At 46.6% G+C, this 21,100-nt stretch carries 20 protein-coding genes; 10 read left to right on the top strand and 10 right to left on the bottom strand.

Annotated features, from left to right (window positions below; all coding sequences use genetic code 11):
- Window positions 1-67: 67 nt before the first annotated feature.
- Both miaA and MJ761_RS10860 read right to left on the bottom strand, forming a co-directional pair.
- Entirely contained in the window at window positions 68-1,012 is a 945-nt protein-coding gene (gene miaA / locus MJ761_RS04900) for a tRNA (adenosine(37)-N6)-dimethylallyltransferase MiaA (RefSeq protein ID WP_093092269.1), read from the bottom strand.
- Between the two features lie 48 nt (window positions 1,013-1,060).
- Window positions 1,061-1,189, bottom strand: coding sequence for a hypothetical protein (locus MJ761_RS10860; protein ID WP_255356351.1), 129 nt, complete (start codon window positions 1,187-1,189; stop codon window positions 1,061-1,063).
- Window positions 1,190-1,669: 480 nt separating this feature from the next.
- Here MJ761_RS10860 and MJ761_RS04895 point away from each other — a divergent pair, with 480 nt between their 5' ends.
- The 5 genes from MJ761_RS04895 (at window position 1,670) to MJ761_RS04875 (ending at window position 8,205) form a co-directional block, all read left to right on the top strand.
- A complete protein-coding gene (locus MJ761_RS04895) occupies window positions 1,670-2,290 on the top strand; it encodes an RlmE family RNA methyltransferase (protein WP_093092153.1) in 621 nt (206 codons plus the stop codon).
- 85 nt (window positions 2,291-2,375) lie between these two features.
- Window positions 2,376-4,346: an ATP-dependent zinc metalloprotease FtsH gene (ftsH, locus tag MJ761_RS04890; protein ID WP_093092151.1), complete on the top strand. Its 1,971-nt coding sequence runs from the start codon at window positions 2,376-2,378 to the stop codon at window positions 4,344-4,346.
- Window positions 4,347-4,991: 645 nt separating this feature from the next.
- Window positions 4,992-5,855 carry a dihydropteroate synthase gene (folP, locus tag MJ761_RS04885; protein WP_093092267.1) on the top strand — a complete coding sequence of 288 codons (864 nt, stop codon included), beginning with the start codon at window positions 4,992-4,994 and terminating at the stop codon, window positions 5,853-5,855.
- Window positions 5,856-6,146: 291 nt separating this feature from the next.
- On the top strand, window positions 6,147-7,490 hold the full coding sequence (glmM, locus tag MJ761_RS04880; RefSeq protein ID WP_093092149.1) for a phosphoglucosamine mutase: 1,344 nt from the start codon (window positions 6,147-6,149) through the stop codon (window positions 7,488-7,490).
- 40 nt (window positions 7,491-7,530) lie between these two features.
- The gene (locus MJ761_RS04875) at window positions 7,531-8,205 is read left to right on the top strand and encodes a DedA family protein (RefSeq protein WP_093092147.1); all 675 of its coding nucleotides are present in this window, start codon (window positions 7,531-7,533) and stop codon (window positions 8,203-8,205) included.
- Between the two features lie 73 nt (window positions 8,206-8,278).
- On the opposite strand, the gene plsY is transcribed toward MJ761_RS04875, so the two are convergent.
- On the bottom strand, window positions 8,279-8,881 hold the full coding sequence (gene plsY, locus MJ761_RS04870; RefSeq protein WP_037407916.1) for a glycerol-3-phosphate 1-O-acyltransferase PlsY: 603 nt from the start codon (window positions 8,879-8,881) through the stop codon (window positions 8,279-8,281).
- A gap of 58 nt (window positions 8,882-8,939) precedes the next feature.
- Between plsY and folB the strand changes: the two genes are divergently transcribed.
- The gene (folB, locus tag MJ761_RS04865) at window positions 8,940-9,293 is read left to right on the top strand and encodes a dihydroneopterin aldolase (protein ID WP_093092145.1); all 354 of its coding nucleotides are present in this window, start codon (window positions 8,940-8,942) and stop codon (window positions 9,291-9,293) included.
- Between the two features lie 39 nt (window positions 9,294-9,332).
- Complete coding sequence (locus MJ761_RS04860) at window positions 9,333-9,953, top strand: NAD(P)H-hydrate epimerase (RefSeq protein ID WP_093092142.1); 621 nt, start codon at window positions 9,333-9,335, stop codon at window positions 9,951-9,953.
- Window positions 9,954-9,955: 2 nt separating this feature from the next.
- On the opposite strand, the gene MJ761_RS04855 is transcribed toward MJ761_RS04860, so the two are convergent.
- Both MJ761_RS04855 and hemN read right to left on the bottom strand, forming a co-directional pair.
- Window positions 9,956-10,567, bottom strand: coding sequence for an NUDIX hydrolase (locus MJ761_RS04855; RefSeq protein ID WP_093092140.1), 612 nt, complete (start codon window positions 10,565-10,567; stop codon window positions 9,956-9,958).
- A 450-nt stretch (window positions 10,568-11,017) separates the two neighbouring features.
- Window positions 11,018-12,403: an oxygen-independent coproporphyrinogen III oxidase gene (hemN, locus tag MJ761_RS04850; protein ID WP_093092138.1), complete on the bottom strand. Its 1,386-nt coding sequence runs from the start codon at window positions 12,401-12,403 to the stop codon at window positions 11,018-11,020.
- Between the two features lie 264 nt (window positions 12,404-12,667).
- Here hemN and fnr point away from each other — a divergent pair, with 264 nt between their 5' ends.
- Window positions 12,668-13,411 carry a fumarate/nitrate reduction transcriptional regulator Fnr gene (gene fnr, locus MJ761_RS04845; RefSeq protein WP_093092136.1) on the top strand — a complete coding sequence of 248 codons (744 nt, stop codon included), beginning with the start codon at window positions 12,668-12,670 and terminating at the stop codon, window positions 13,409-13,411.
- Window positions 13,412-13,543: 132 nt separating this feature from the next.
- Here fnr and MJ761_RS04840 read toward each other — a convergent pair whose 3' ends face one another.
- The 5 genes from MJ761_RS04840 to MJ761_RS04820 form a co-directional block, all read right to left on the bottom strand.
- A complete protein-coding gene (locus tag MJ761_RS04840) occupies window positions 13,544-14,326 on the bottom strand; it encodes a BUD32 family EKC/KEOPS complex subunit (protein WP_093092134.1) in 783 nt (260 codons plus the stop codon).
- A 69-nt stretch (window positions 14,327-14,395) separates the two neighbouring features.
- Window positions 14,396-15,709, bottom strand: coding sequence for an NAD(P)/FAD-dependent oxidoreductase (locus MJ761_RS04835; protein WP_093092132.1), 1,314 nt, complete (start codon window positions 15,707-15,709; stop codon window positions 14,396-14,398).
- Window positions 15,710-15,787: 78 nt separating this feature from the next.
- Window positions 15,788-16,669, bottom strand: coding sequence for an ABC transporter permease subunit (locus MJ761_RS04830; protein WP_093092130.1), 882 nt, complete (start codon window positions 16,667-16,669; stop codon window positions 15,788-15,790).
- The gene (locus tag MJ761_RS04825) at window positions 16,662-17,630 is read right to left on the bottom strand and encodes an ABC transporter permease subunit (protein ID WP_093092128.1); all 969 of its coding nucleotides are present in this window, start codon (window positions 17,628-17,630) and stop codon (window positions 16,662-16,664) included. The genes MJ761_RS04830 and MJ761_RS04825 overlap by 8 nt, the downstream gene beginning before the upstream one ends.
- Window positions 17,631-17,649: 19 nt before the next feature.
- The gene (locus MJ761_RS04820) at window positions 17,650-18,780 is read right to left on the bottom strand and encodes an ABC transporter ATP-binding protein (protein WP_093092126.1); all 1,131 of its coding nucleotides are present in this window, start codon (window positions 18,778-18,780) and stop codon (window positions 17,650-17,652) included.
- A 538-nt stretch (window positions 18,781-19,318) separates the two neighbouring features.
- Between MJ761_RS04820 and coaBC the strand changes: the two genes are divergently transcribed.
- A complete protein-coding gene (gene coaBC / locus MJ761_RS04815; protein WP_093092124.1) occupies window positions 19,319-20,506 on the top strand; it encodes a bifunctional phosphopantothenoylcysteine decarboxylase/phosphopantothenate--cysteine ligase CoaBC in 1,188 nt (395 codons plus the stop codon).
- A gap of 69 nt (window positions 20,507-20,575) precedes the next feature.
- Window positions 20,576-21,037, top strand: a complete 462-nt coding sequence (gene dut / locus MJ761_RS04810; RefSeq protein ID WP_093092122.1) for a dUTP diphosphatase — start codon at window positions 20,576-20,578, stop codon at window positions 21,035-21,037.
- The last annotated feature ends 63 nt before the right edge of the window (window positions 21,038-21,100 follow it).

Below are 21,100 nucleotides of genomic sequence, written 5' to 3'. Positions count from 1 at the left end.
TTTACATAATATTTTAAAATTATTGCCTAAGCTGCCATTGCAGAAATCTTTTCTAAAATAAATAAGATTAGGAAAAAAACTGCTGTATTAACTGCGCAGTCTTCTCATACAGGCCAGCCGGATTAAACGGATCAAGCTGATGTTCTGGATTCAGTTTACGCAGCCAAGTTAGTTGACGTTTGGCTAATTGTCGGGTGGCGACAATACTCCGTTCGACAAAGGTGTTGTAATCGGTTATGCCATTGAGGTAGTCGAATGCCTGCCGGTAGCCAACGCAGCGAATTGATGGCAGATCAGGATGCAGGTCAGGGTATTGCAGACGCAATGCTTCAACTTCTTCCACAAAACCTTGTGCCAGCATCAGATGAAAGCGAGTAGCTATTTGAATGCGCAGATGGGCACGGTCGGCTGGTACCAGCGCCAGTGTACATACATTTACTGGTGCCTGCTGGCTTTCCTGTTTGGCCAGATGGCTGCTCATGGGAATGCCGGTAATATGATAAATTTCCAGAGCACGCTCAATACGCTGGCTGTCACCTGCGGGCAGACGTGCTGCGGTAATCGGGTCTACCTGCTGTAGCTGTGTATATAAATAACCTATACCATGTTGCTGTTTCAGCTTATCCAGTTCTGTACGTATTTGGATATTGGCTTCGGGTAGGCTATTCAATCCTTGTGTGAGGGCGTGGTAATACATCATGGTGCCACCTACCAGTAGAGGCAGATGGCCGCGGGCATGGATTTCCTTTACTAGGCGCACACAATCACTAACAAACTGTGCCGCACTGTAGCTATCTAGTGGTGAGATGATATCAATCAGGTGATGGGGCACTGCCTGTAGTTCTTCTGTGTTTGGCTTGGCTGTGCCAATATTCATGTCACGATATATTAGTGCAGAATCCAGACTGATGATTTCAATCGGAAACTGTTTGGCCAAGCTTAGGGCAAGGCTGGTTTTGCCGGAAGCGGTAGGACCAAGCAGGGCGAAAACTTTGGGCAGAGATGTAGCCATGACAGCAACCATATTTTTAAACAGTTATTGTAGCGGTATCTGCTCAATTCAGCGACTCATGCTTAATGTGGTAAGCAGGGCGTATTGCTGCTGGTTTTCACGCTTATTGAGCAGATACATTAACAGGGAATAATACACGGGTAATAGGGGCACGGGGTAACAGGGTGAATAATACATGTACTTTTACTGTATAAATATAAAGGAGCATGTTGGGTTCGTAACTAATCGCATATAAATAGTTAGGTGTGAAATTTATTTCCTGTTCTTTCTTGATAAACTTAAAATTAGAATAATTTGATTTTGCTGTAATGAGTGATTATGTTATTTGTATTGAAATTTTACCCATGATAAATAATAATTTATTTGTTATCTGATGGTAATGAGCTAGCTTGATTTTGATTCACGGCAGGTAGTGGGCTAGTTATATCTTTGAATGCAGGAAATTAGTCTTTTTGCTTAAGTTGCTACTGATGCATGAGGCAGAAATGCAGATTCTGGTTTAAGTTGAGAGTGGTGTGTTCAGACTGATTTGGTAGGTGGCTGAGGTAATCGGCCATGTTTTTAGGCTGCTAATTTTCTCCGTTTTGCGACGGATATGCTCTGTATTCTGCTTCGATTTCACGATACAATGTGAAGGTTTTTTCAAGAAATTGCATCATGGGTGTTCGCTCTAAATCTTCCAGTGCATGGCTCAATGAGCATGTTAACGATCATTATGTTCATCTCGCTCAGAAAGAAGGCTATCGTGCACGTGCAGCCTATAAGTTGCTGGAAATCAATGATAAGGATCATCTGATTCGGCCGGGTGCTGTGGTAGCAGATCTTGGTAGTGCGCCCGGGAGCTGGTCGCAGGTGGCGGCTAAGCTGGCCGGTAAGCAGGGACAGGTGTTTGCACTGGATATTTTGCCAATGGAACCAGTAGCCGGCGTGCGTTTTATTCAGGGTGATTTTCGTGATAACGATGTCCTGATGCAGTTTGAAACTTTGCTCAATGGCTGTGAGTTAGATCTTGTAATTTGTGATATGGCACCCAATATGTCAGGCAATAATATTACTGATCAGGCGCGCAGTTTGTATCTGGCAGAATTGGGGCTGGAATTTGCGCAGGCTCACTTGAAACAGGGTGGTGATTTTCTGGTAAAGGTGTTTCAGGGAAGTGGTCTGCAAGAATTTCAGCAGGTAATGAAGGATAGCTTTGCGCAGGTATTGATTCGCAAGCCGAAAGCTTCACGTGACCGCTCCAGTGAAATTTATCTGCTTGGTCGCAGTAAAAAATAGTTGTGATGCCAATAAGCTTTGATGGTATTGGCTGTGATGACTATTCTGAACAACAATTATTTAACCTCCTTAGGAGTTTCTGACAGTGCGGAATACCGTAAAGAATCTTTTAGTCTGGCTGGTGCTGGCGTTAGTTTTAATGGCAGCATTCAATGCCATAACTGAGAAAAAAGAGAGTAAGAAGCAGATTGAATACTCTCAGTTTATTCAGCAGGTTAATAAGGGTGAGATTGCCAGCGTAAATATCGAAGGTTCGGTAGTTAATGGCTTTCAGCTGAAAGGTTTACGCAATGATAAATCATCTTTTACTACTAATGCTCCTACTCCGCTGGAGAATGGTTTAATTAATAACCTGTTGGCGAAAAATATCCGGGTTAATGTGATTCCGGAAGAAAAGCCAAGTATTTTAACTAATCTGCTTTACAGTATGCTGCCTATGCTGTTGCTGATTGGGGTGTTTTTCTATTTTATGCGCTCGATGCAAGGCGGTGGTGGTAAGGGCGGTGCTTTTTCTTTTGGTAAAAGCCGTGCCCGTCTGCTGGATAAGGAAGCCAATAAAGTTACTTTTGCCGATGTGGCTGGTTGTGATGAAGCCAAGGAAGAAGTACAGGAAGTGGTGGATTATCTGCGCGCTCCGCAGCGTTACCAGACGCTGGGTGGTCGTATGCCTCGTGGTATTTTGATGTGCGGCAGCCCGGGTACGGGTAAGACTCTGCTGGCCAAGGCTATTGCCGGCGAGGCGCAGGTACCGTTTTTCAGTATTTCCGGTTCAGATTTCGTGGAAATGTTTGTTGGTGTAGGTGCTTCACGTGTGCGCGATATGTTTGAGCAGGCGAAGAAGAATGCACCCTGTATTATTTTTATCGATGAAATTGATGCGGTAGGTCGCCAGCGTGGTGCTGGTCTGGGGGGCGGTAACGATGAACGTGAGCAAACTCTGAATCAGCTTTTGGTTGAAATGGATGGTTTTGATAGCAATACGACTGTGATTGTGATTGCAGCCACTAACCGCCCCGATGTGCTTGATCCGGCACTGATGCGTCCGGGTCGCTTTGACCGGCAGGTGGTAGTGCCATTGCCGGATATACGTGGTCGTGAACAGATTCTGAAAGTACACGCAACTAAAGTGCCTTTGGATAAATCAGTTGATTTGCCGGTGCTGGCACGTGGTACGCCCGGTTTCTCTGGTGCTGATCTGGCGAATCTGGTTAATGAAGCGGCACTGTTTGCCGGCCGTCGTAATAAGACTAAGGTTGATATGAGCGACTTTGAGGACGCCAAAGATAAAATTTATATGGGTCCGGAACGTCGCTCTATGGTGATGCATGAGGATGAAAAGAAAGCCACTGCTTATCATGAATCTGGTCATGCGGTTGTTGCTGAGACGCTGGAATTTACTGATCCTGTGCATAAAGTAACGATTATGCCTCGTGGTCGTGCACTGGGACTGACTTGGCAATTACCGGAACGTGATCGCATCAGTATGTATGAAGACCAGATGCTGAATAAGATTTCGATTTTGTTTGGTGGCCGCATCGCTGAACAACTGTTTATTGGTCGTGTTTCTACTGGTGCTTCGAATGACTTTGAACGTGCAACCCAGCTTGCCCGTGATATGGTAACGCGTTATGGCATGTCTGCTAAGATGGGGCCGATGGTATATGGCGAAAATGAAAATGAAGTATTTCTTGGCCGTTCAGTAACTCAGTCGAAAAATATTTCTGAAAAAACCATGCAGGAAGTGGATGCTGAGGTGCGTCGTATTCTTGATGAGCAATATGCTGTTGCTTATAAAATCTTGGATGAGAATCGCGACAAGATGCATGCTATGGCCAAAGCCCTGATTGAATGGGAAACAATTGACCGTGATCAGGTATTGGAAATCATGGCAGGCAAAGAACCTAGTCCACCGAAAGATTTCAGTGAAAATGTGGCTAAGGATGCTCAAGCAGAACAGTCTGTTGCTGAATCAGCTACTGCAACTGATTCTGAGGCAGAAGCGGTAAGTGATGCTGAAGCTAAAGCACCAGAATCAGAGCAGAAATCACAGGAATAATGTGTAATTGAGTTTTCAACGGCAGCAATAGCTGCCGTTTTTTATATCCTTTTTTTCTGTATGACCATGATAGTATGATAAGAATGGTTGGGTTAATGTATGATATTGTGGCTAGTAATATGAATGCTAAAGCAAGATATCAGGGCAATGATGACGCTCAAATGCTAACTTCTTTTTAGTTCTGTATTCGCTGTATGGACGCAAATACTCTGTATATAAGCACAGTGTTGGTGAAGATAGTGGCTGTCAGATTTATCGTAGCTTAAATCAATATTGCTATGGAATGATGCTGATACTGTGCTGTTTTGGTATAGACAGGAAATTGTGCTCTGTATGATGTGAAAGATGAGCAATGTTTGATATCAGGTAAATGTTATTTGTGATGTAAAAGCATAGGGCAGATGTTTGGTATTAAATATATGACTTTGTGCGTTTTCTAGATGGTTACCACGGTGATGCAATTAGGGGTATGTGATATTTTGCTGGGTATATAGTTAGTTTAGGTATTTGTTTGACTGATAACGGATTTGATGGTGAGAAAGGCCACAGGCTGGTTCAAGGTAATTTACAATTGATACCGGTATTACTGGTGTGGGTACAGGTAAATACAGCTGTATGGGCTATAGTTGAAAGATGATGATTGATATGGATAGTTCTATGCCAATATGCTGGCAGTGTGGCCGGTTTCAGATTGATCTGGCTAAGCCAAAAATTATGGGGATTGTCAATTTAACACCGGATTCGTTTTCTGATGGTGGCCGTTATAACGCTTCGCTGACGGTAGCATTGAATCATGCAGAGCAGTTGCTGAAAGATGGGGCTGATATTCTGGATATTGGCGGGGAAAGTTCACGACCGGGTTCTGCCTTTGTATCACCGCAGGAGGAGTGGACACGGATTGAACCGGTATTGCGTGAGCTGATCAGTTGGAATGTGCCCATAACGGTAGATACGCGGCGTGCATGGGTAATGCGTCAGTTACTTGAACAGCAACTGGCAGACGGTATTAATGATATTCAGGCGCTGGAAGATGCGGATGCGGTGGCTTTGCTGGCGCAGCATCAGGATGTTGGGGTATGTCTGATGCATATGCAGGGGCAGCCAGAGAATATGCAGCATAATCCGGTATATGAGGATGTGGTGCTAGAAGTTGGTCGGTATTTGCAGCAGCGGGTGCAGGTGTGTGTGCAGGCGGGTATTACACGTAAGCGGCTAATGGTAGACCCGGGTTTTGGTTTTGGTAAAACCCTTGAGCATAATATTGCTTTGATGCAGCATTTCGCTGGATGGCAGACGCTTGCAGATTGTCCGGCTTTGATTGGTGTGTCGCGTAAGACGATGATTGGTTTGCTGACTGCTGAAACGGATCCCAAGCAGCGGGTTGCCGGTAGTGTGGTGGCCGCAGTGGCAGCGGTGGCACGCGGGGCGGCGATTGTACGGGTACATGATGTACGTGAAACTCGCCAAGGTTTGCAGGTGTGGGCTGCTTTGGGTACTCGTGTGCTGTGAAAGAGAATGAATTTTTCGGTGTAAGCTGTTATTGTGCTTTTGTCATTAGGGCAATATTCGGGAAATGGCCAGAATGTATAGGTATTCTGGTTATGAATAGATGTGGCTGTGAGATGTGGATGACTAGGATTGGTATGCGATCAAGTGTCTGGGTTCGGGCTTTAACTGGTAATAAGATGCGGTATTTGGGGATATTGGCTGAATGAATTCTCAAATACCATTTTATTTACTGACTGAATGGCTGTGCCTGTTCTACAATAACAGTCTTTGTTTAATTGGTTGGAGTAGGTGATGGCAAAGAAATATTTCGGTACGGACGGGATACGTGGCGAAGTGGGGAAGTTTCCGATTACGCCTGAATTTGTACTGAAATTGGCTTATGCTGCCGGTCATGTATTGGTGCAGCATGGAACTGATCATCAACCTACTGTGCTGATTGGTAAGGATACGCGTATTTCCGGCTATATGCTGGAGGCGGCGATGGAGGCCGGTTTTACAGCAGCAGGGGTGAATGTGCTGCTTACGGGACCATTGCCTACGCCGGGGGTAGCGTATTTAACCCGCGCGTTACGTCTGGATTGCGGGGTGATGATTTCTGCTTCACATAATGCCTATCATGATAATGGGATTAAGTTTTTTGCTGAGGGCGGGGTGAAGCTGAGTGATCATCTGGAGCTGGAAATTGAGGCTGAACTGGAAAAGCCGGTGCAGACTGTACCGTCCAGCCAGCTTGGTCGTGCTCGGCGTATTAATGGAGCGGTTGACCGTTATATTGAATTCTGTAAGTCTACTTTTCCAAGTAATCTGAATTTACGTGGTTTGACGCTGGTGGTAGATACTGCTAATGGTGCTGCTTATGATGTTGCGCCCAAGGTATTCCACGAGCTGGGTGCGGATGTTGTATGCATTGGTGATAAACCTAATGGCTATAATATTAATCAGAAAATTGGTGCTACTTATACTAAATCGTTGCAGGCAGCGGTATTACAGAATGAGGCTGACTATGGTATTGCGCTGGATGGTGATGGCGACCGGCTGATGATGGTAGACAAGGTTGGCAAGGTTTATGATGGTGATGCGCTGATTTATGTCATTGCTAAGGCTCGTGCTGCAACCGGTAGTCTGCATGGCGGTGTGGTCGGTACGGTTATGACTAATCTGGCGATGGAGCAGGCATTTAAACAGCTGGACATTGATTTTATCCGTGCTAAGGTGGGTGATCGTTATGTGCTGGAACAGCTGCATCAGCACCGTTGGTCGCTGGGAGGAGAGGCTTCTGGCCATATTGTTTGTCTGGATAAACACAATACGGGCGATGGGATTATCGCAGCTTTACAGGTCTTTGCAGCCTTGCAGGATTTGCAGCAGGATTTGGCCAGTATACTTAGTGATTGGCAGCCTTTTCCGCAAACCATGATTAATGTCCATATTGAGCCGGATCAGGATTGGCAGAGTATTGCCACACCGGTGGCTGATGAGGTGGCGGCACAGCTGGGAGAAAATGGACGTGTGGTACTCCGTCCATCAGGAACAGAACCGGTGGTGCGAGTGATGGTGGAGGCACGCCAGATTGAGGTTGCGCGACAGGCAGCTGAAAAAATTGCTGATGCGATTATGGCGGGTTTGGCGGATTAGATCTGTTCGGCCGCAATGAGAAGAGAAGAACGGGCATTTTATGTTTGCATTGCTGGAAGCTTTTTTTACTGAATATGGCTATGCAGCGGTATTTCTGGTGTTGGTGGCCTGTGGCTTTGGTGTACCCATACCGGAAGATGTAACGCTGGTTACCGGTGGTGTGATTGCCGGTTTGGGGCACGCAAATGTGCATACGATGTTTGTGGTGGGTATGGCTGGTGTGCTGGTAGGGGATGGTTTGATGTTTACTGCCGGACGGGTATTCGGCCATCGTATTCTGAAATTCCGTTTGATTCAGCGGGTAATGACGCCGAAGCGTTATGCTCAGGTACAGGACAAGTTTGATAAGTATGGCAGCCGGTTGCTGTTTATCGCTCGTTTTCTGCCGGGGTTGCGTACGCCTATTTATATTACGGCGGGTATCAGTGGTAAGGTTTCCGTGCCCAAGTTTCTGCTGATGGATGGTCTGGCGGCGATGATTTCGGTACCTGTATGGGTGTATCTGGGTGAATATGGTGCAGAGAATATTGATTGGCTAATGCATAAGGTGCATCAGTTTCAGGCAGTTGTGTATATTGTTATTGGTATTGGTGTGCTGGCTTTGCTGTATTACTGGTGGAAGAAACGCCAGCGTGCACAGTTTTTTAAACGCAAGATTGCTGAAATTCGTCAGCGGCGACATGCCCGCAAGCAGCAAAAGCAGAATTTAAAATAAATCTAGAAATGTTTGTGTTAATAAAAAAGACAGTTGTGATAACTGTCTTTTTTATTGGCTGTTGCTGTGGGTTTTATTTGCTTTCGCCGATTTTGCCTTCACGTCCGCTGAACAGGTTTTTAATATTGCTTTTGTGCCGGCACAGCACGAGTAAATCAATCACAATGACGGCAAATACCCAGCTTGTCTGAGGCATAAACCACCAAGCGATAAACGGGCTGATCAGAGTGGCAATCAATGCAGCTAGTGAGGATACTTTAAAGCCAAAGGCCATAATAAGCCAGACAGCAGCGCAAATCAGTGCTGTTGGCCATGATAAGGCCAGTAATACGCCCAGTGCGGTAGCCACGCCTTTGCCACCTTTAAATTTGAAAAACACCGGCCACATGTGGCCGATAAGCACTGCTACAGCTGCGATGGCAATGGTGTTGTTGTCTAACTGCCATGTGGCTTGATAGTGTTCTGCCAGCCAGACGGCTAGCCAGCCCTTGAGTGCATCACCAAGCAGGGTAAGGGCAGCGGCACTTTTCCTGCCACTGCGCAGGACGTTGGTGGCACCGGGGTTGCCGGAACCATAGCTGTGCGGATCGGGCATGCCCATGCAGTGTGAAACGATAACGGCAAAAGACAGGGAACCCAGCAGATAGGCGCCGATAATTGCAAAGTAGTTAGCCATGAAGTGGTTTCTTTAGTCTACAATCTAAGGGTTTGCATTTTAGCCCAGTGAGTTGGACATGGATACTATCTTTTTACATGGCATGAGTGTACAGACGCTGATCGGGGTATATCAGTGGGAACGACAGCAGCAGCAGACTTTGTTGCTGGATTTGGATATTGGTACTGATTTTCAGCGGGCTGCGCAAAGCGATAATATTGACGATACGATTCATTACGCCCGTGTGGCTGAGAATTTGTGCGAGGCATTAGCTGAACAGGAATTTCTGTTACTGGAGGCACTGGCTGAATATGTGGCGCAATTTATTCTGACCCGTTATGGTGCGCTGTGGGTGCGGGTTAAGGTAGTGAAACCGGGTATTCTGGCTGGTGTTAAGGAAGTTGGTGTGCTGATTGAGCGTGAAGGTACTTAAGCGTGATAATTGCCCGTCTTGCAGGGAAAGGGACGTGATATGGATACGCCAGTTTTGACTGTGGCGCAGATGAAGGCATGGGAAGATGAGCAGAATAAGGCCGGTCTGAGCTATGCCAGAATGATGGAACATGCGGGAAGCCGCGCCGCAGAGGATTTGATGCGGCGTTTTCCGTCTCCTCAGCATACGCTGGTGCTTTGTGGTAAGGGTAATAATGCCGGTGATGGTCTGGTACTGGCACGGATACTGGTACAACATAACTGGCCGGTAACCATTATGTGGCTGCAGGGGCAGCAGTTGTCTGTTTTGGCTGCGACTAATCGGGCTTGTTTACCTGCTACGGTGGCTTGTATGGATGTTTCGCATCTGGATAGTTTGTTGCCAACTATGCAGCTTGTGGTGGATGCGGTGTATGGCACCGGTTTTCATGGGGAGCTGCCACAGGTTGTCGGGCAATGCTTTGCAGCGGTGGCTCAGGCGGATGTATTTCAGGTAGCGTTGGATATGCCCAGTGGTGTGGCCGGTGATGGAGATATGGTGGCCAGTGGCAGTTTTCAGGCGCAGCTTACCTATGCTTTTCAGGCGTTGAAACCTGCACATTGTCTGGCACAGGTGCGACAGTTGTGTGGTGAGATACTGTGTATTAATTTACGGGATTGATGTCATTGCTGATACCATGCTTCGTAGCATTGTGCCACGTGCAGTAACATACAGGCGGTGGCACCCCAGATATGCCAGTGTTGGTAATGTAAATGATAAACGGGGAGCTGGTGCTGCTGAAAACGCATGATGCTTTGCTGATATTGGCTGCTATCCAGAACGATGGACAGGGGAATGGCAAATATTTCGCTGACTTCAGTATGGTTGGGCTGCCATTGCAGGTGTGCATTACTCCAGGCCAGAACTGGCACAACTCTAAAGCCGCTGGGAAGATAGCATGGTGGCAAGGTTCCGGCCAGATGCCATTGATTGCGAATCAGGCCAGTTTCTTCTGCGCTTTCGCGAAATGCAGCTGTGATGCTGTTTTCACTATCTTCAAGTTTACCGCCGGGAAAGGCGATTTGTCCGCTGTGCTGGCGCAGTTGCTTGCTGCGTTGGTTGAGCCAGATTTGTGTGGCGCCATGATTCCAGTCAAAAGGCATGAGTACCGCAGCTCGCCGAAAGGTAACTGGCAGTTGTTGCAGTAATTGTTGGCGCTGATTGAGTATCGCCGGGGTAGTGGTGGTACTGGCATAATGCAGAAACTGGTTCAGGCTATCTGGTGAGGTAAACATATTAATAAATATATAAGGATATTGATCTTTTGATATATTTATATATTGATTAGGCGTAAATGACCAGAATAATTGCTAAAGGATGGGGTGATGGTAACTAGAGAAATGATGAAGTTATGGGTAATTTAAGCTTTAAATGATTTAGGTGGAGCTGGTTGGCCTAAAGATGTAAGTAAATATGTTTGGGATAAATATGAGCAGGAATTGAAAGCATCAGGCAGCTTTCTTTATTCTTGGCAATATGATGTGCGTTGGGCTGCACAACAGTTGCGTAATGAAAATAAATTAAAACCAGTTCATAAACGGCGGGATTTGCCATGGGAACTGGTTTAGTTTTTAACTGTCAATATGATTGGTTGTTAAATAAACGACATAATAGCTGCTTATGCCGTTTATCAGTTCGCGGTATTATTTAATACAGTCAAACAGGTGGTAGTTGTTATTTTATCGTTATAATGTACGTGAATACTGGGCGTCGGTGCGTTTCTGGCGCAAGTAATAGTCAAATACCATAGCGATATTGCGAATCAGTAGACGTCCTTTCGGGGTAACTTGTAATTGCTGATCGGTGAGGTTGAGCAGGCCAAGCTGTGCCAGTTGCTGTAAATCAGCCTGTTCAGCAGCAAAATAGGTCTGAAAAGGTTGTTGCATAGCTGCGCTATAGTCGTGATAGTTCAGTTGGAAGCGACACATTAGATCCTGTATTATTTGCCGGCGCAGTAAATCATCTGCGTTGAGCTGGTAGCCACGCATAACCGGCAGACGGTTTTCATCCAGTGCCTGATAATAGGCATTTATTTCTTTTTCATTCTGGCTGTAGGTATTGGCTATTTTGCCAATACTGGATACGCCAATGGCAATTAAATCGCAGTCGGCATGGGTAGAATACCCCTGAAAGTTGCGTTGCAGGCGTCCTTCTGACAGGGCAATAGCCAGTTCGTCATCCGGTTTGGCAAAGTGATCCATGCCAATAAAGATATAGCCTTGCTGTAACAGGTATTGTACGGTGTTTTGCAAGATATCCAGTTTGACGCTGCTGTCTGGTACGGCTGCGGTATCAATCCGTCGTTGAGGTTTGAACAGGTGTGGCAGATGGGCATAGTGATACATGGCAATACGGTCTGGCTGTAATTCCAGTACGTGATCCAGTGTACAGCGCATGGATGCTTCTGTCTGATGTGGCAGGCCATAGATTAAATCAACGCTGACTGACTGAAAGCCATTATTGCGTGCGGCTTCAATCACGCTACGGGTTTCAGCTTCGCTCTGAATGCGGTTGACTGCCTGCTGTACGGTGGGGTTGAAATCCTGAATGCCGACACTCATGCGGTTAAAGCCGAGTCTGCCCAGATGGGCAACTGTGCTGGCAGTAACTTTGCGCGGATCGATTTCAATGGAATATTCACCCTGACTGGTGAGGGTAAAATAGTGGCGGATGCTGGCAAAGATGTGGCTGAGTTGGTCATCGCTAAGAAAGGTGGGCGTACCGCCACCGAAATGCAGCTGTGCTAAAAGGGGTTTGCCTTGCCAGTTTTGAGCCAGAAGTGCCAGCTCTTTATCCAGATACTGGATATAGCGGTCTGCACGGCTGGTATCTTTGGTAATGATTTTATTACAGCCGCAATAGTAGCAGATGGTATTGCAAAAAGGTATGTGTACATACAGGGATACGGGCTGGCTGCCAATGTGTTGTTGCAAGGCGGTCTGCAAGTGTGCAGCCGTGAATGTGGTACTGAAACGGTCCGCAGTTGGGTAGGATGTATAGCGCGGGCCTGAAGTGGGTAAGGAAGCAATAAGATGCCGGTCAAATTCTATGTTGATGTGTGGTGTGTTCATTGGATGATAATGATTATTCTTTTTGAATGGCTTAGTGAAATAGGCAGGAGTAGTTACTATTTGTGATAGAATAAGCACATGCGGCAGTAAAGTAAAGCAGTGCCGTTATAATAAGTCTATTTTTATTTGAGCAGGGATTGAAGGAAAATTCAATTATCTCTGTTAATAATGTATAGAGTTGTTTAGAAAATTTTTGATTTATATCAATGTATTTGTTAGGTGATATTGTTTGGCAAAATGTAACAGGTAATTATTAAATATATTATGATTAGATTGCATAAGCAGGGTGAAATAGTACAGAAATTATGTGAGAAATGTTCTTTGAAGATTCTTTGTATGCCGGTGATGCTGAAAGAACGGGAATTAACTGATTTAGGTGCAGTTATTCGTCAGAGTCGTCGCCTGAGAAAAGGTGAGTATCTGTTTCGTGCTGGAGAACCTTTTAATGCAATATTTGCAGTGCGTACCGGTTTTTTCAAAACTATGGTGAATAGTCAGGATGGTCGTGACCAGGTGACTGGCTTTTTTATGTCTGGTGAGCTGCTGGGACTGGATGGTATCTGTAATAATACTCATGGCTGTGACGCTATGGCTCTGGAAGACAGTGAAGTATGTGAGTTGCCTTTTGCGAATCTGGAAGAGGCTGGTAATGTGTTACCTTCATTGCAAACACATTTTTATCGTCTGATGAGTCAGGAAATACTGCGCACACAGGAACTGATGTTAATGCTGGGTAATATGCGTGCGGAGGAACGTTTGGCGGCATTTCTGGTCAATCTGTCCCATCGTCTCAGTTTCCGGGGTTTTGCGGCTAATGATTTTATTCTGCGTATGTCACGTGAAGAAATTGGCAGTTATCTGGGGCTGAAACTCGAAACAGTAAGTCGCATGTTATCCAGATTCCAGAATGAGGGCTGGATTAAAGTTGAACATAAGCACATACAGTTATTACAACCGTGGATGTTGCAGAAAATGGTAATGCAGTGTCAGAGGGCAGAAGTAGATTAAATTTTGCCTGCATTGAAAACAAACAGGCTGTAGCACACGATTGTTGCTACAGCCTGTTTGTTTTTGATAACTGTTGGCTCTGTGTATCTAATGTACTGTGCATGAGCGGTGGTTTACTGATAGCTGGCTATGTCAGGCATAACTGGCCATAGCTGCCAGTTTGAGGGTGTCTTTGCCATAAATTCTGGCGGTTAAATGGCGCATCCAGTGGATTTTACGCAAGCTATTGGTCACGATGGTATGAACTTCGTGTGGCTGATGGTGCAGCATACTTTCCCACAAGGCTTTGGCCTGATTGGCCACGTTATATTCCTGCATTAAACGTGCGCCTGAATGCAGATAACACAGCCAGTCGCGGGCATGGCAGTGGGGCAAAGTCATAACTGACAGCGGATCGTCTTCAAAATCAATGAAGCCTATGCTGTGTTGATTCACGTAAATCATGTTACGGGCAAATGTTTCGCTCAGGTATTGTTTGCGTTTGTGCACATCTGCGATAGCATTAAGACCAAGCTGCCAGCGTTGCAGCAGAATTTCTGGCTGGTGTTTATGCTGTTTCCATTCGTTTTCCAGATTGTGTTCACCAATATGGCTAATCATTAGCGCGTTTGGCTGCTGTGCCAGAATGACGGGTACCTGAACACCTGCTGTCGCCAGAGCCTGTAAACGGGCTGCTTCGGTTTGTAAGGAAGGAATACCGCCCAGATTGGGTACGGGTTGAAGCATGTGAATGCCGCTGATTTGCTGAGCTATTTTTAATAGATGATAACGCCAAGCACTGTTGCGTGCGCCTGCCTGCCGAACCCAGACTTTTTCTCCGTTTTCCAGTGTGTGGTTTTGCATCAGGCTGGTCTGGACAAGCAGACACTGTTGCAAGGCATGTTGGTAAAAGGTAGTGGAATCGGAAACGGTCATGTAGCTTGTTGCTGAAAATTCGAAACAGAATATTGATTGTACTATAAGTTGTGTTCAATACTCTTAATTTTAAGGTAATAAATCTTTCAGGCGGTAATAACTTGCGCCAAGCCATTGTGTCGGCAGGCGCAACAGCTTGCCACCGGGAAAATTGTGATGCGTTATTTTTTCAAACAGGCGCAGGCGACTGTCATCACCGCTGATGGCTTCGGCAACAATCTGCCCGCCCAGTCCGGTAGCGGCCACACCATGTCCGGAAAATCCCTGTAAAAAGTATAGCTGCGGATTAAGACGGCCAAAATGGGGAATCCGGTTCATGCTGATGTCAACTTGTCCGCCCCAAGCATAGTCTATGTGAACGTCTGCCAGCTGTGGAAAAACTTTTAACATATCACGGCGCATACCTTGGATTAATTGCTGCTGGCTGGGTTCACGGCCAGAATAGTTAACTTTGCCGCCAAATAACAAACGCTTGTCTGCGCTGAGGCGGTAATAATCGAGTACAAAACGGGTGTCACATACAGCCATGTTGTTGTGTATGAGTTGCTGAGCACGTTCGCCTAATGGTTCTGTTGCAATCATATAAGTGCCTACTGGCAGGATTTTGGCAGCCAGTGACTGGATGGGCGCCTGTTGTAAGCTATGGGTAAAGGCGTTAACGGCGATAACAAGGTTTTTGGCTATAATACAGCCGTTCGGCGTGGTAATCCGGTAGCCATGCTGCCATGGTTCAAGGGCAAGCATGGGGGAGTGTTCGAACAGCAAGGCACCTGCAGCTGCCGCAGCACGTGCCAGTCCCAGCGTGTAGTTGAGTGGATGCAAGTGGCCGGCCTGCTGGTCGAATATTGCACCTGCATAGCGTTCACTAGCCAGTTGTTGTTGTAGCTGGTGTTGATTCCATATCTGGTAGTCGTGAAAATGATAATGTGCAGCAGCTTCTTTCACCCATTCAGTTAGGGCGTGCAGATGTCGTGGCCGGATGGCAACATGGGCATAGCCACGGTGCCAGTCGCAGTCTATCCGGTAAGTTTGTATCTGTTGTTCTACCAGAGCAACCGCTTGGAGACTCCACTGCCACAGGGTCTGGGCATTTTTCAGACCAATCATGCTGGCTATGCTGCTCATTTCGGCAGCATAGCCATAAATCACCTGACCACCATTGCGACCGGAGGCACCGTAACCAATCTGTGCTGCTTCGATAAGCGCCACGCTGTGCTGTTGTTGTGCCAGTGGCAATGCTGTACCGATACCGCTCAGTCCACCACCGATGATGCATGTTTCAACTTCTACCGTACCCTGCAAACAGGGGTAGTGAGTGTGATCATTGCGGCTGGCAGCGTAATAGCTGAGAGTGGGTTCTGTATGTGTGAATGACGTAGCCATGGCGCTGGGTTAAACAGGACTGAAAGATAAAAAATTGGCAGCTATCGGGAATCAGATAGCTGCCATTGTAAACGGATGTTATTTGGTTGTCTCAAGTAACTGGCTTTGGCGGTAAGCTTCGGCCATTTCCCGTTCGCGTCTGGTATTCTGTCGCATCATGCAGTAGTTGATGCCGATAGCTAACGTACCTACCAGTGTGATGATGATGGTGGCCAGTACGTTCATTTGCGGATCCAGTCCCAGTTTGATTTTGGAGAAAATAATCATGGGTAAGGTGGAAGAACCCGGACCGGACAGGAACGAGGTAATCACCAGATCATCCAGTGATAGGGTAATGGATAGTAGGAAGCCGGAAGCAATCGCAGGAGCAATAGAGGGCAGGGTAATCAGAAAAAATACCTTTAATGGACGTGCACCAAGGTCTTTAGCGGCCTCTTCCAGTGACTGGTTTAGCTCAGACAAACGCGAACGAATGATAACAGTCACATAAGCCATACACAGGGTAGTGTGTCCAAGCCAGATGGTAAAGAAGCCACGTTCAAAATACAGGAAGCTAAAAGCACTGTTTTGCAGCAGCATCTGTACCTGAATAATCAGCAGTAACATGGACAGGCCGGTGATAATATCCGGCATAACCATCGGTGCAGACACCATACCGGCAAACAGGGTGTTGCCGCGAAAACGCTTGATACGTGCCAGTGCATAGCCGGCCAGTGTGCCCAGAATAACGGCTGCTGCGGCTGAACACAAGGCGATACGAACAGATAGCCATGCTGCATCCAGTATCTGTTCGTTCTGTAGCAGTTTGCCATACCATTGGGTTGAGAAGCCACCCCAGACGGTCACCAGACGTGAGTTATTAAAAGAGTAAATAACCAGAATCACTAAAGGCATGTACAGAAAGGCCAGTCCCAGAATCAGCACACTTCTGAGGAACCAGGATGATTTGTGGTTAGGCATGACTGGCTCCTTCTTCAATTTCTCGGGTTTCGTAGCGATGGAACAAGGCAATCGGTATCACCAGTAACAGCACCATGATTACGGCTACAGCAGAAGCCAGTGGCCAGTTGTTCTGGTCGAAAAAAGCTTGCCATAATACTTTACCAATCATCAGGTTTTCTGGTCCGCCTACCAGCTCAGGTATCACAAATTCGCCTACTGCTGGAATGAATACCAGCATTGAACCGGAAATGATTCCGGCTTTGGACAAGGGTAGGGTAATGGAAATAAAAGCCTTAATCGGACCGGCTCCCAGATCTGCTGCTGCCTCCAATAAGCGGTTATCTAGCTTCACCAGCTGGGTGTATAGTGGCAGGATCATAAAAGGCAGATAAGCATACACCATTACCAGATTCAGGGAGAATGAGTTGTAAAACATATCCAGCGGCTGGCTGATAAGCCCCCATTTCGTCAGATAGGTGTTGATGATGCCGTTATGGCCGAGCAGGCTCATCCATGCATACACACGTAACAGGAAAGAAGTCCAGAAAGGCAGCATAATCGCGAGCAGCAGGCCATTACGGATTTTTTCCGGCGCCCGGGCAATGGCGTAGGCTATCGGATAGCCAGCCAGAAGGCAGATTAGTGTGGTGGTAAAGGCTGTTTTAATCGACAGCCAGTAAGTCAGCAGGTAGATGTTATCGCCACGATTACCGGTGAGCATCTGTTTGAGAGAAAGCCAGAAATCGTTGAAGATATCAGCATAATTCTGATAGCTGATCAGAATATTGATGCGCCCCAAGTCGGTATCAAGGTTGTATAACGGTGTATAGGGTGGGATGGCAATATCCTGTTCACCAAAACTGATTTTGAGTACGATAAAAAATGGTATCAGAAATAGTCCCAGTAGCCAGATGTAGGGTATGCCTATTACCAGTCCCTGCGTTGGGCGCAAGCCTTTTAGGTGGTTAAACCAGTTCATGTTTAAGCTCCCACGGCTGTTAATGGGTCAAAGGGCTGGCCTGATTGTCAGGCCAGCTGATGTAAACTTTTTCTTCCCATGTAGGCATGGGGATATTGTATTGTTCCCAGTATGAGGATAAAACTTGGCTTTTGATGATTTTGCCTGATGGGAGCTGGATATGAAAAATGCCAAAGCTGCCCAGATAGGCAATCTCTTTCACGATACCGGCTGACCAGTTATATTCCAGCGGTGGCTGCTCACGATAGATATTGATATCTTCCGGACGAATAGACAGCCAGATATTCTGATCTTCCGGCCCGCTGATGCCATGCCCAAGATAAACCAGCTGTTGCAGATCAGGACACTGAATAATGGTATGGTCGGCACCATCTTCAGTAACTTTGCCGGCCAGAATATTGGTTTCGCCCATAAATTCAGCGGTGAAGCGGCTGTTTGGGTAGTCGTAAATATCAGAGGGCGTACCTACCTGTTGCAGTTGTCCGTCAGACATAATGGCAATTCGCGAAGCCATGGTCATGGCTTCTTCCTGATCATGAGTAACCATGATGCAGGTGGCACCTACTTTTTCGAGTGTATTAACCAGTTCGAGCTGGGTTTGTTGGCGCAGTTTTTTGTCCAACGCACCCAGTGGTTCATCCAAGAGCAGCAGCTTAGGTCGTTTAGCCAGACTGCGTGCCAGTGCAACACGCTGCTGTTGTCCGCCGGAAAGTTGATGTGGTTTGCGTTTGGCGTATTTGCTCATCTGTACCAGACGCAGCATTTCTTCTACACGGGCGCTGATTTCGCCCTTAGGCAGTTTGTCTTGTTTCAGGCCGAACGCAATATTCTGTTCAACACTCATGTGCGGAAACAAGGCGTAACTCTGAAACATCATATTGATGGGACGATCGTAGGGTTGCAGTTTGGTAATGTCATCGCCATCCAAGATAATTTGCCCCTGAGTCGGTGTTTCCATACCGGCCAGCATACGTAACAAGGTGGACTTACCGCTACCGGAGCTACCAAGCAAGGCGAAGATTTCATTTTTTTTAATAGTCAGATTGACATGGTCAACGGCGTAGTTGTCGCCATAGGTTTTGACGATGTCTTTAATCTGTAAGTAATGTGCGGGATCGGCACCTGGCTTGGTGGTTGCGTTTTCGCTCATGATAAGGGGGTACTCCAGAAAAAATCGTTCCAGCCAATGCTCGGCATATGGATGTTTACTGTAATGTGTAAAGAACGGTGCAAAAACGATTCTGCTCCTGCTTTAGGGTGGGCATTGTATGCAAGCATTTTGCGTGGGGCAATGAAATTTAACTGTTAATACATTTTAATTCTCCAGTTGATGTATAACTTTTCATATAAACAAGTATTTAATGTTGCTTCTAACTTGAATTAATTTTTGTTAGGATGAGACTAAAGTGCGGTTTTTTTAGTCATGGTCTGTCTGGTAAACGCGGCAGTGCCTAGTGTATCATGTAATAATTGTCTGTTATATTCGTTCAGGTCTGACTTGCCACTCTGGCTTTGTCTGCTGCTGGATAAGCTACTGTCTGCATAAATATCTGTTTACCAAAACAGATGGATTGTGCAAAAAAAATTTCCATTTAATCAAATAGTTTGCATCATTTTACTGAGTGATGAAGTGGATTGAAGGTGAATATCTGTTACAGGCTGATTTTTGGTTATAGATGGTATAGGTAATGAAAAAAAAGGTATTGCTGGGTATTTGTGGTGGTATTGCCGCATATAAAAGTTGTGAGCTGGTGCGGCTGCTGAAAAAGGCAGGGCATCAGGTAAATGTGGTGATGACTCAGGCGGCTACTGATTTTATCAGCCCAACTACCTTTCAGGCTCTGAGTGGAGAGCCGGTATTGCTGGATACGCATGATGGGTCTGGTGGTCATGGTATGGCGCACATTAATTTAAGCCGGCAGGCAGATGTGATGCTGATTGCACCCGCTTCTGCCAATACGCTGGCCAAAATAGCTCAGGGCATGGCAGATAATCTGCTGACCACTCTGGTGGCCGCGCGCAATTGTCCTTTGGCAGTTGCACCTGCGATGAATGTGCAGATGTGGAATAATCCAGCCAATCAGCGCAATCTGGCGTTATTACAGCAGGATCAGATAAGAATACTGGGGCCGGCCGTTGGTGAACAGGCCTGTGGCGAAGTTGGCAGCGGGCGTATGCTGGAAGCGGCAGATCTGGCTGATTTGCTGGTTGATGTCTGGACACCACCTGTGCTGGCGGGTAAAAGGGTATTGATTACTGCCGGAGCCACTTTTGAAGCAATTGACCCGGTACGGGGTATTACCAATATTTCCAGTGGGCAGATGGGAATGGCACTTGCACGTGCATGTCGTGCTGCCGGAGCTAATGTGTCATTGGTATATGGACAAGTGCAAACAGCGCTGGCAGCCGGACTGGCTTATACAGAACAGGCCATCAGTGCGGATGCAATGCTGGCGGCTGTGCAGCGGTTATTGCCCGGACAGGATGTGTTTATATCTGTAGCAGCGGTGGCTGATTACAAGGTTAGAAACCGTAGTGAACAGAAATTGAAAAAACAGGCCGGACAATCCGTGCCGGTGATAGAACTTGCTGAGAATGCTGATATTCTGGCTACTGTGGCTGCCCGGGCTGATGCGCCGTTCTGTGTGGGTTTTGCTGCTGAAAGTGAGCATGTGCTGGATCATGCACGTGCCAAACGGTTGAAAAAAGGGGTACCGTTATTAGTGGCTAATGAAGTGAGTCAGGCAATGGGTAAAGCCTCTAACCAAGTAGTCTTGCTTGATGACGAGCAGGAAACTGCCTTACCGCAAATGAGTAAGGATGATACGGCTACTGCTATTGTTGTCCGGCTAGCGCAACTGCTGGCGCGCTTATAAGTAAAGCTGTATATATCTGGGGCATACTGCCCTGATTTTGTTAACTGTGATTGATATAAAGACTGGTTTATGAGTTCTACTGAGTTATCTGTACAAATTAAGGTATTGCATCCGTTAATGGCGGAACAGTTACCACAATATGCAACTATTGGTTCGGCTGGTCTGGATTTACGCGCCTGTATTGAAGCACCCGTTACTTTACAGCCGGGAGAAAGCTTTCTGCTGCCAACAGGGCTAGCCGTCTATCTGGCCGACCCAGGCTATGCCGCCTTAATCTTACCGCGTTCCGGTCTGGGGCATAAGCATGGTATTGTGCTGGGTAATCTGGTAGGGCTGATTGATTCAGATTATCAGGGTGAATTAAAAGTATCACTTTGGAATCGCAGTCAGGAAGCATATGTAATTGAACCACTGGCACGGATTGCGCAGATGATTATTGTGCCGGTGATGCAGGCGGCTTTTACTGTTGTTGATGAATTTGTGCAAAGCAGCCGCGGTGAAGGGGGCTTTGGTAGTACCGGACACCACTGATTTTTGGTCTTCAATAAACGAAAAGCAAGGCATCCAGATGGATAAACCTTGCTTTTTTTGCCA

Source organism: Snodgrassella communis (genome assembly GCF_914768045.1).
GTDB classification, from domain to species: Bacteria; Pseudomonadota; Gammaproteobacteria; order Burkholderiales; family Neisseriaceae; genus Snodgrassella; species Snodgrassella communis.
The sequence above is the reverse complement of the archived record's forward strand: the minus strand, read 5'-3'. Positions and strand labels throughout refer to the sequence as shown.

Coding starts and splice junctions, on each gene's coding strand:
- miaA (WP_093092269.1), bottom strand. CDS start 1,012: ATGGCTACATCTCTGCCCAAAGTTTTCGCCCTGCTTGGTCCTACCGCT.
- MJ761_RS04830 (WP_093092130.1), bottom strand. CDS start 16,669: ATGCCTAACCACAAATCATCCTGGTTCCTCAGAAGTGTGCTGATTCTG.
- MJ761_RS04895 (WP_093092153.1), top strand. CDS start 1,670: ATGGGTGTTCGCTCTAAATCTTCCAGTGCATGGCTCAATGAGCATGTT.
- dut (WP_093092122.1), top strand. CDS start 20,576: ATGAGTTCTACTGAGTTATCTGTACAAATTAAGGTATTGCATCCGTTA.
- hemN (WP_093092138.1), bottom strand. CDS start 12,403: ATGAACACACCACACATCAACATAGAATTTGACCGGCATCTTATTGCT.
- folB (WP_093092145.1), top strand. CDS start 8,940: ATGGATACTATCTTTTTACATGGCATGAGTGTACAGACGCTGATCGGG.
- MJ761_RS04825 (WP_093092128.1), bottom strand. CDS start 17,630: ATGAACTGGTTTAACCACCTAAAAGGCTTGCGCCCAACGCAGGGACTG.
- fnr (WP_093092136.1), top strand. CDS start 12,668: ATGATTAGATTGCATAAGCAGGGTGAAATAGTACAGAAATTATGTGAG.
- MJ761_RS04875 (WP_093092147.1), top strand. CDS start 7,531: ATGTTTGCATTGCTGGAAGCTTTTTTTACTGAATATGGCTATGCAGCG.
- MJ761_RS04855 (WP_093092140.1), bottom strand. CDS start 10,567: ATGTTTACCTCACCAGATAGCCTGAACCAGTTTCTGCATTATGCCAGT.
- coaBC (WP_093092124.1), top strand. CDS start 19,319: ATGAAAAAAAAGGTATTGCTGGGTATTTGTGGTGGTATTGCCGCATAT.
- MJ761_RS04820 (WP_093092126.1), bottom strand. CDS start 18,780: ATGAGCGAAAACGCAACCACCAAGCCAGGTGCCGATCCCGCACATTAC.
- MJ761_RS04860 (WP_093092142.1), top strand. CDS start 9,333: ATGGATACGCCAGTTTTGACTGTGGCGCAGATGAAGGCATGGGAAGAT.
- plsY (WP_037407916.1), bottom strand. CDS start 8,881: ATGGCTAACTACTTTGCAATTATCGGCGCCTATCTGCTGGGTTCCCTG.
- MJ761_RS04840 (WP_093092134.1), bottom strand. CDS start 14,326: ATGACCGTTTCCGATTCCACTACCTTTTACCAACATGCCTTGCAACAG.
- folP (WP_093092267.1), top strand. CDS start 4,992: ATGGATAGTTCTATGCCAATATGCTGGCAGTGTGGCCGGTTTCAGATT.
- glmM (WP_093092149.1), top strand. CDS start 6,147: ATGGCAAAGAAATATTTCGGTACGGACGGGATACGTGGCGAAGTGGGG.
- MJ761_RS10860 (WP_255356351.1), bottom strand. CDS start 1,189: ATGTATTATTCACCCTGTTACCCCGTGCCCCTATTACCCGTGTATTAT.
- MJ761_RS04835 (WP_093092132.1), bottom strand. CDS start 15,709: ATGGCTACGTCATTCACACATACAGAACCCACTCTCAGCTATTACGCT.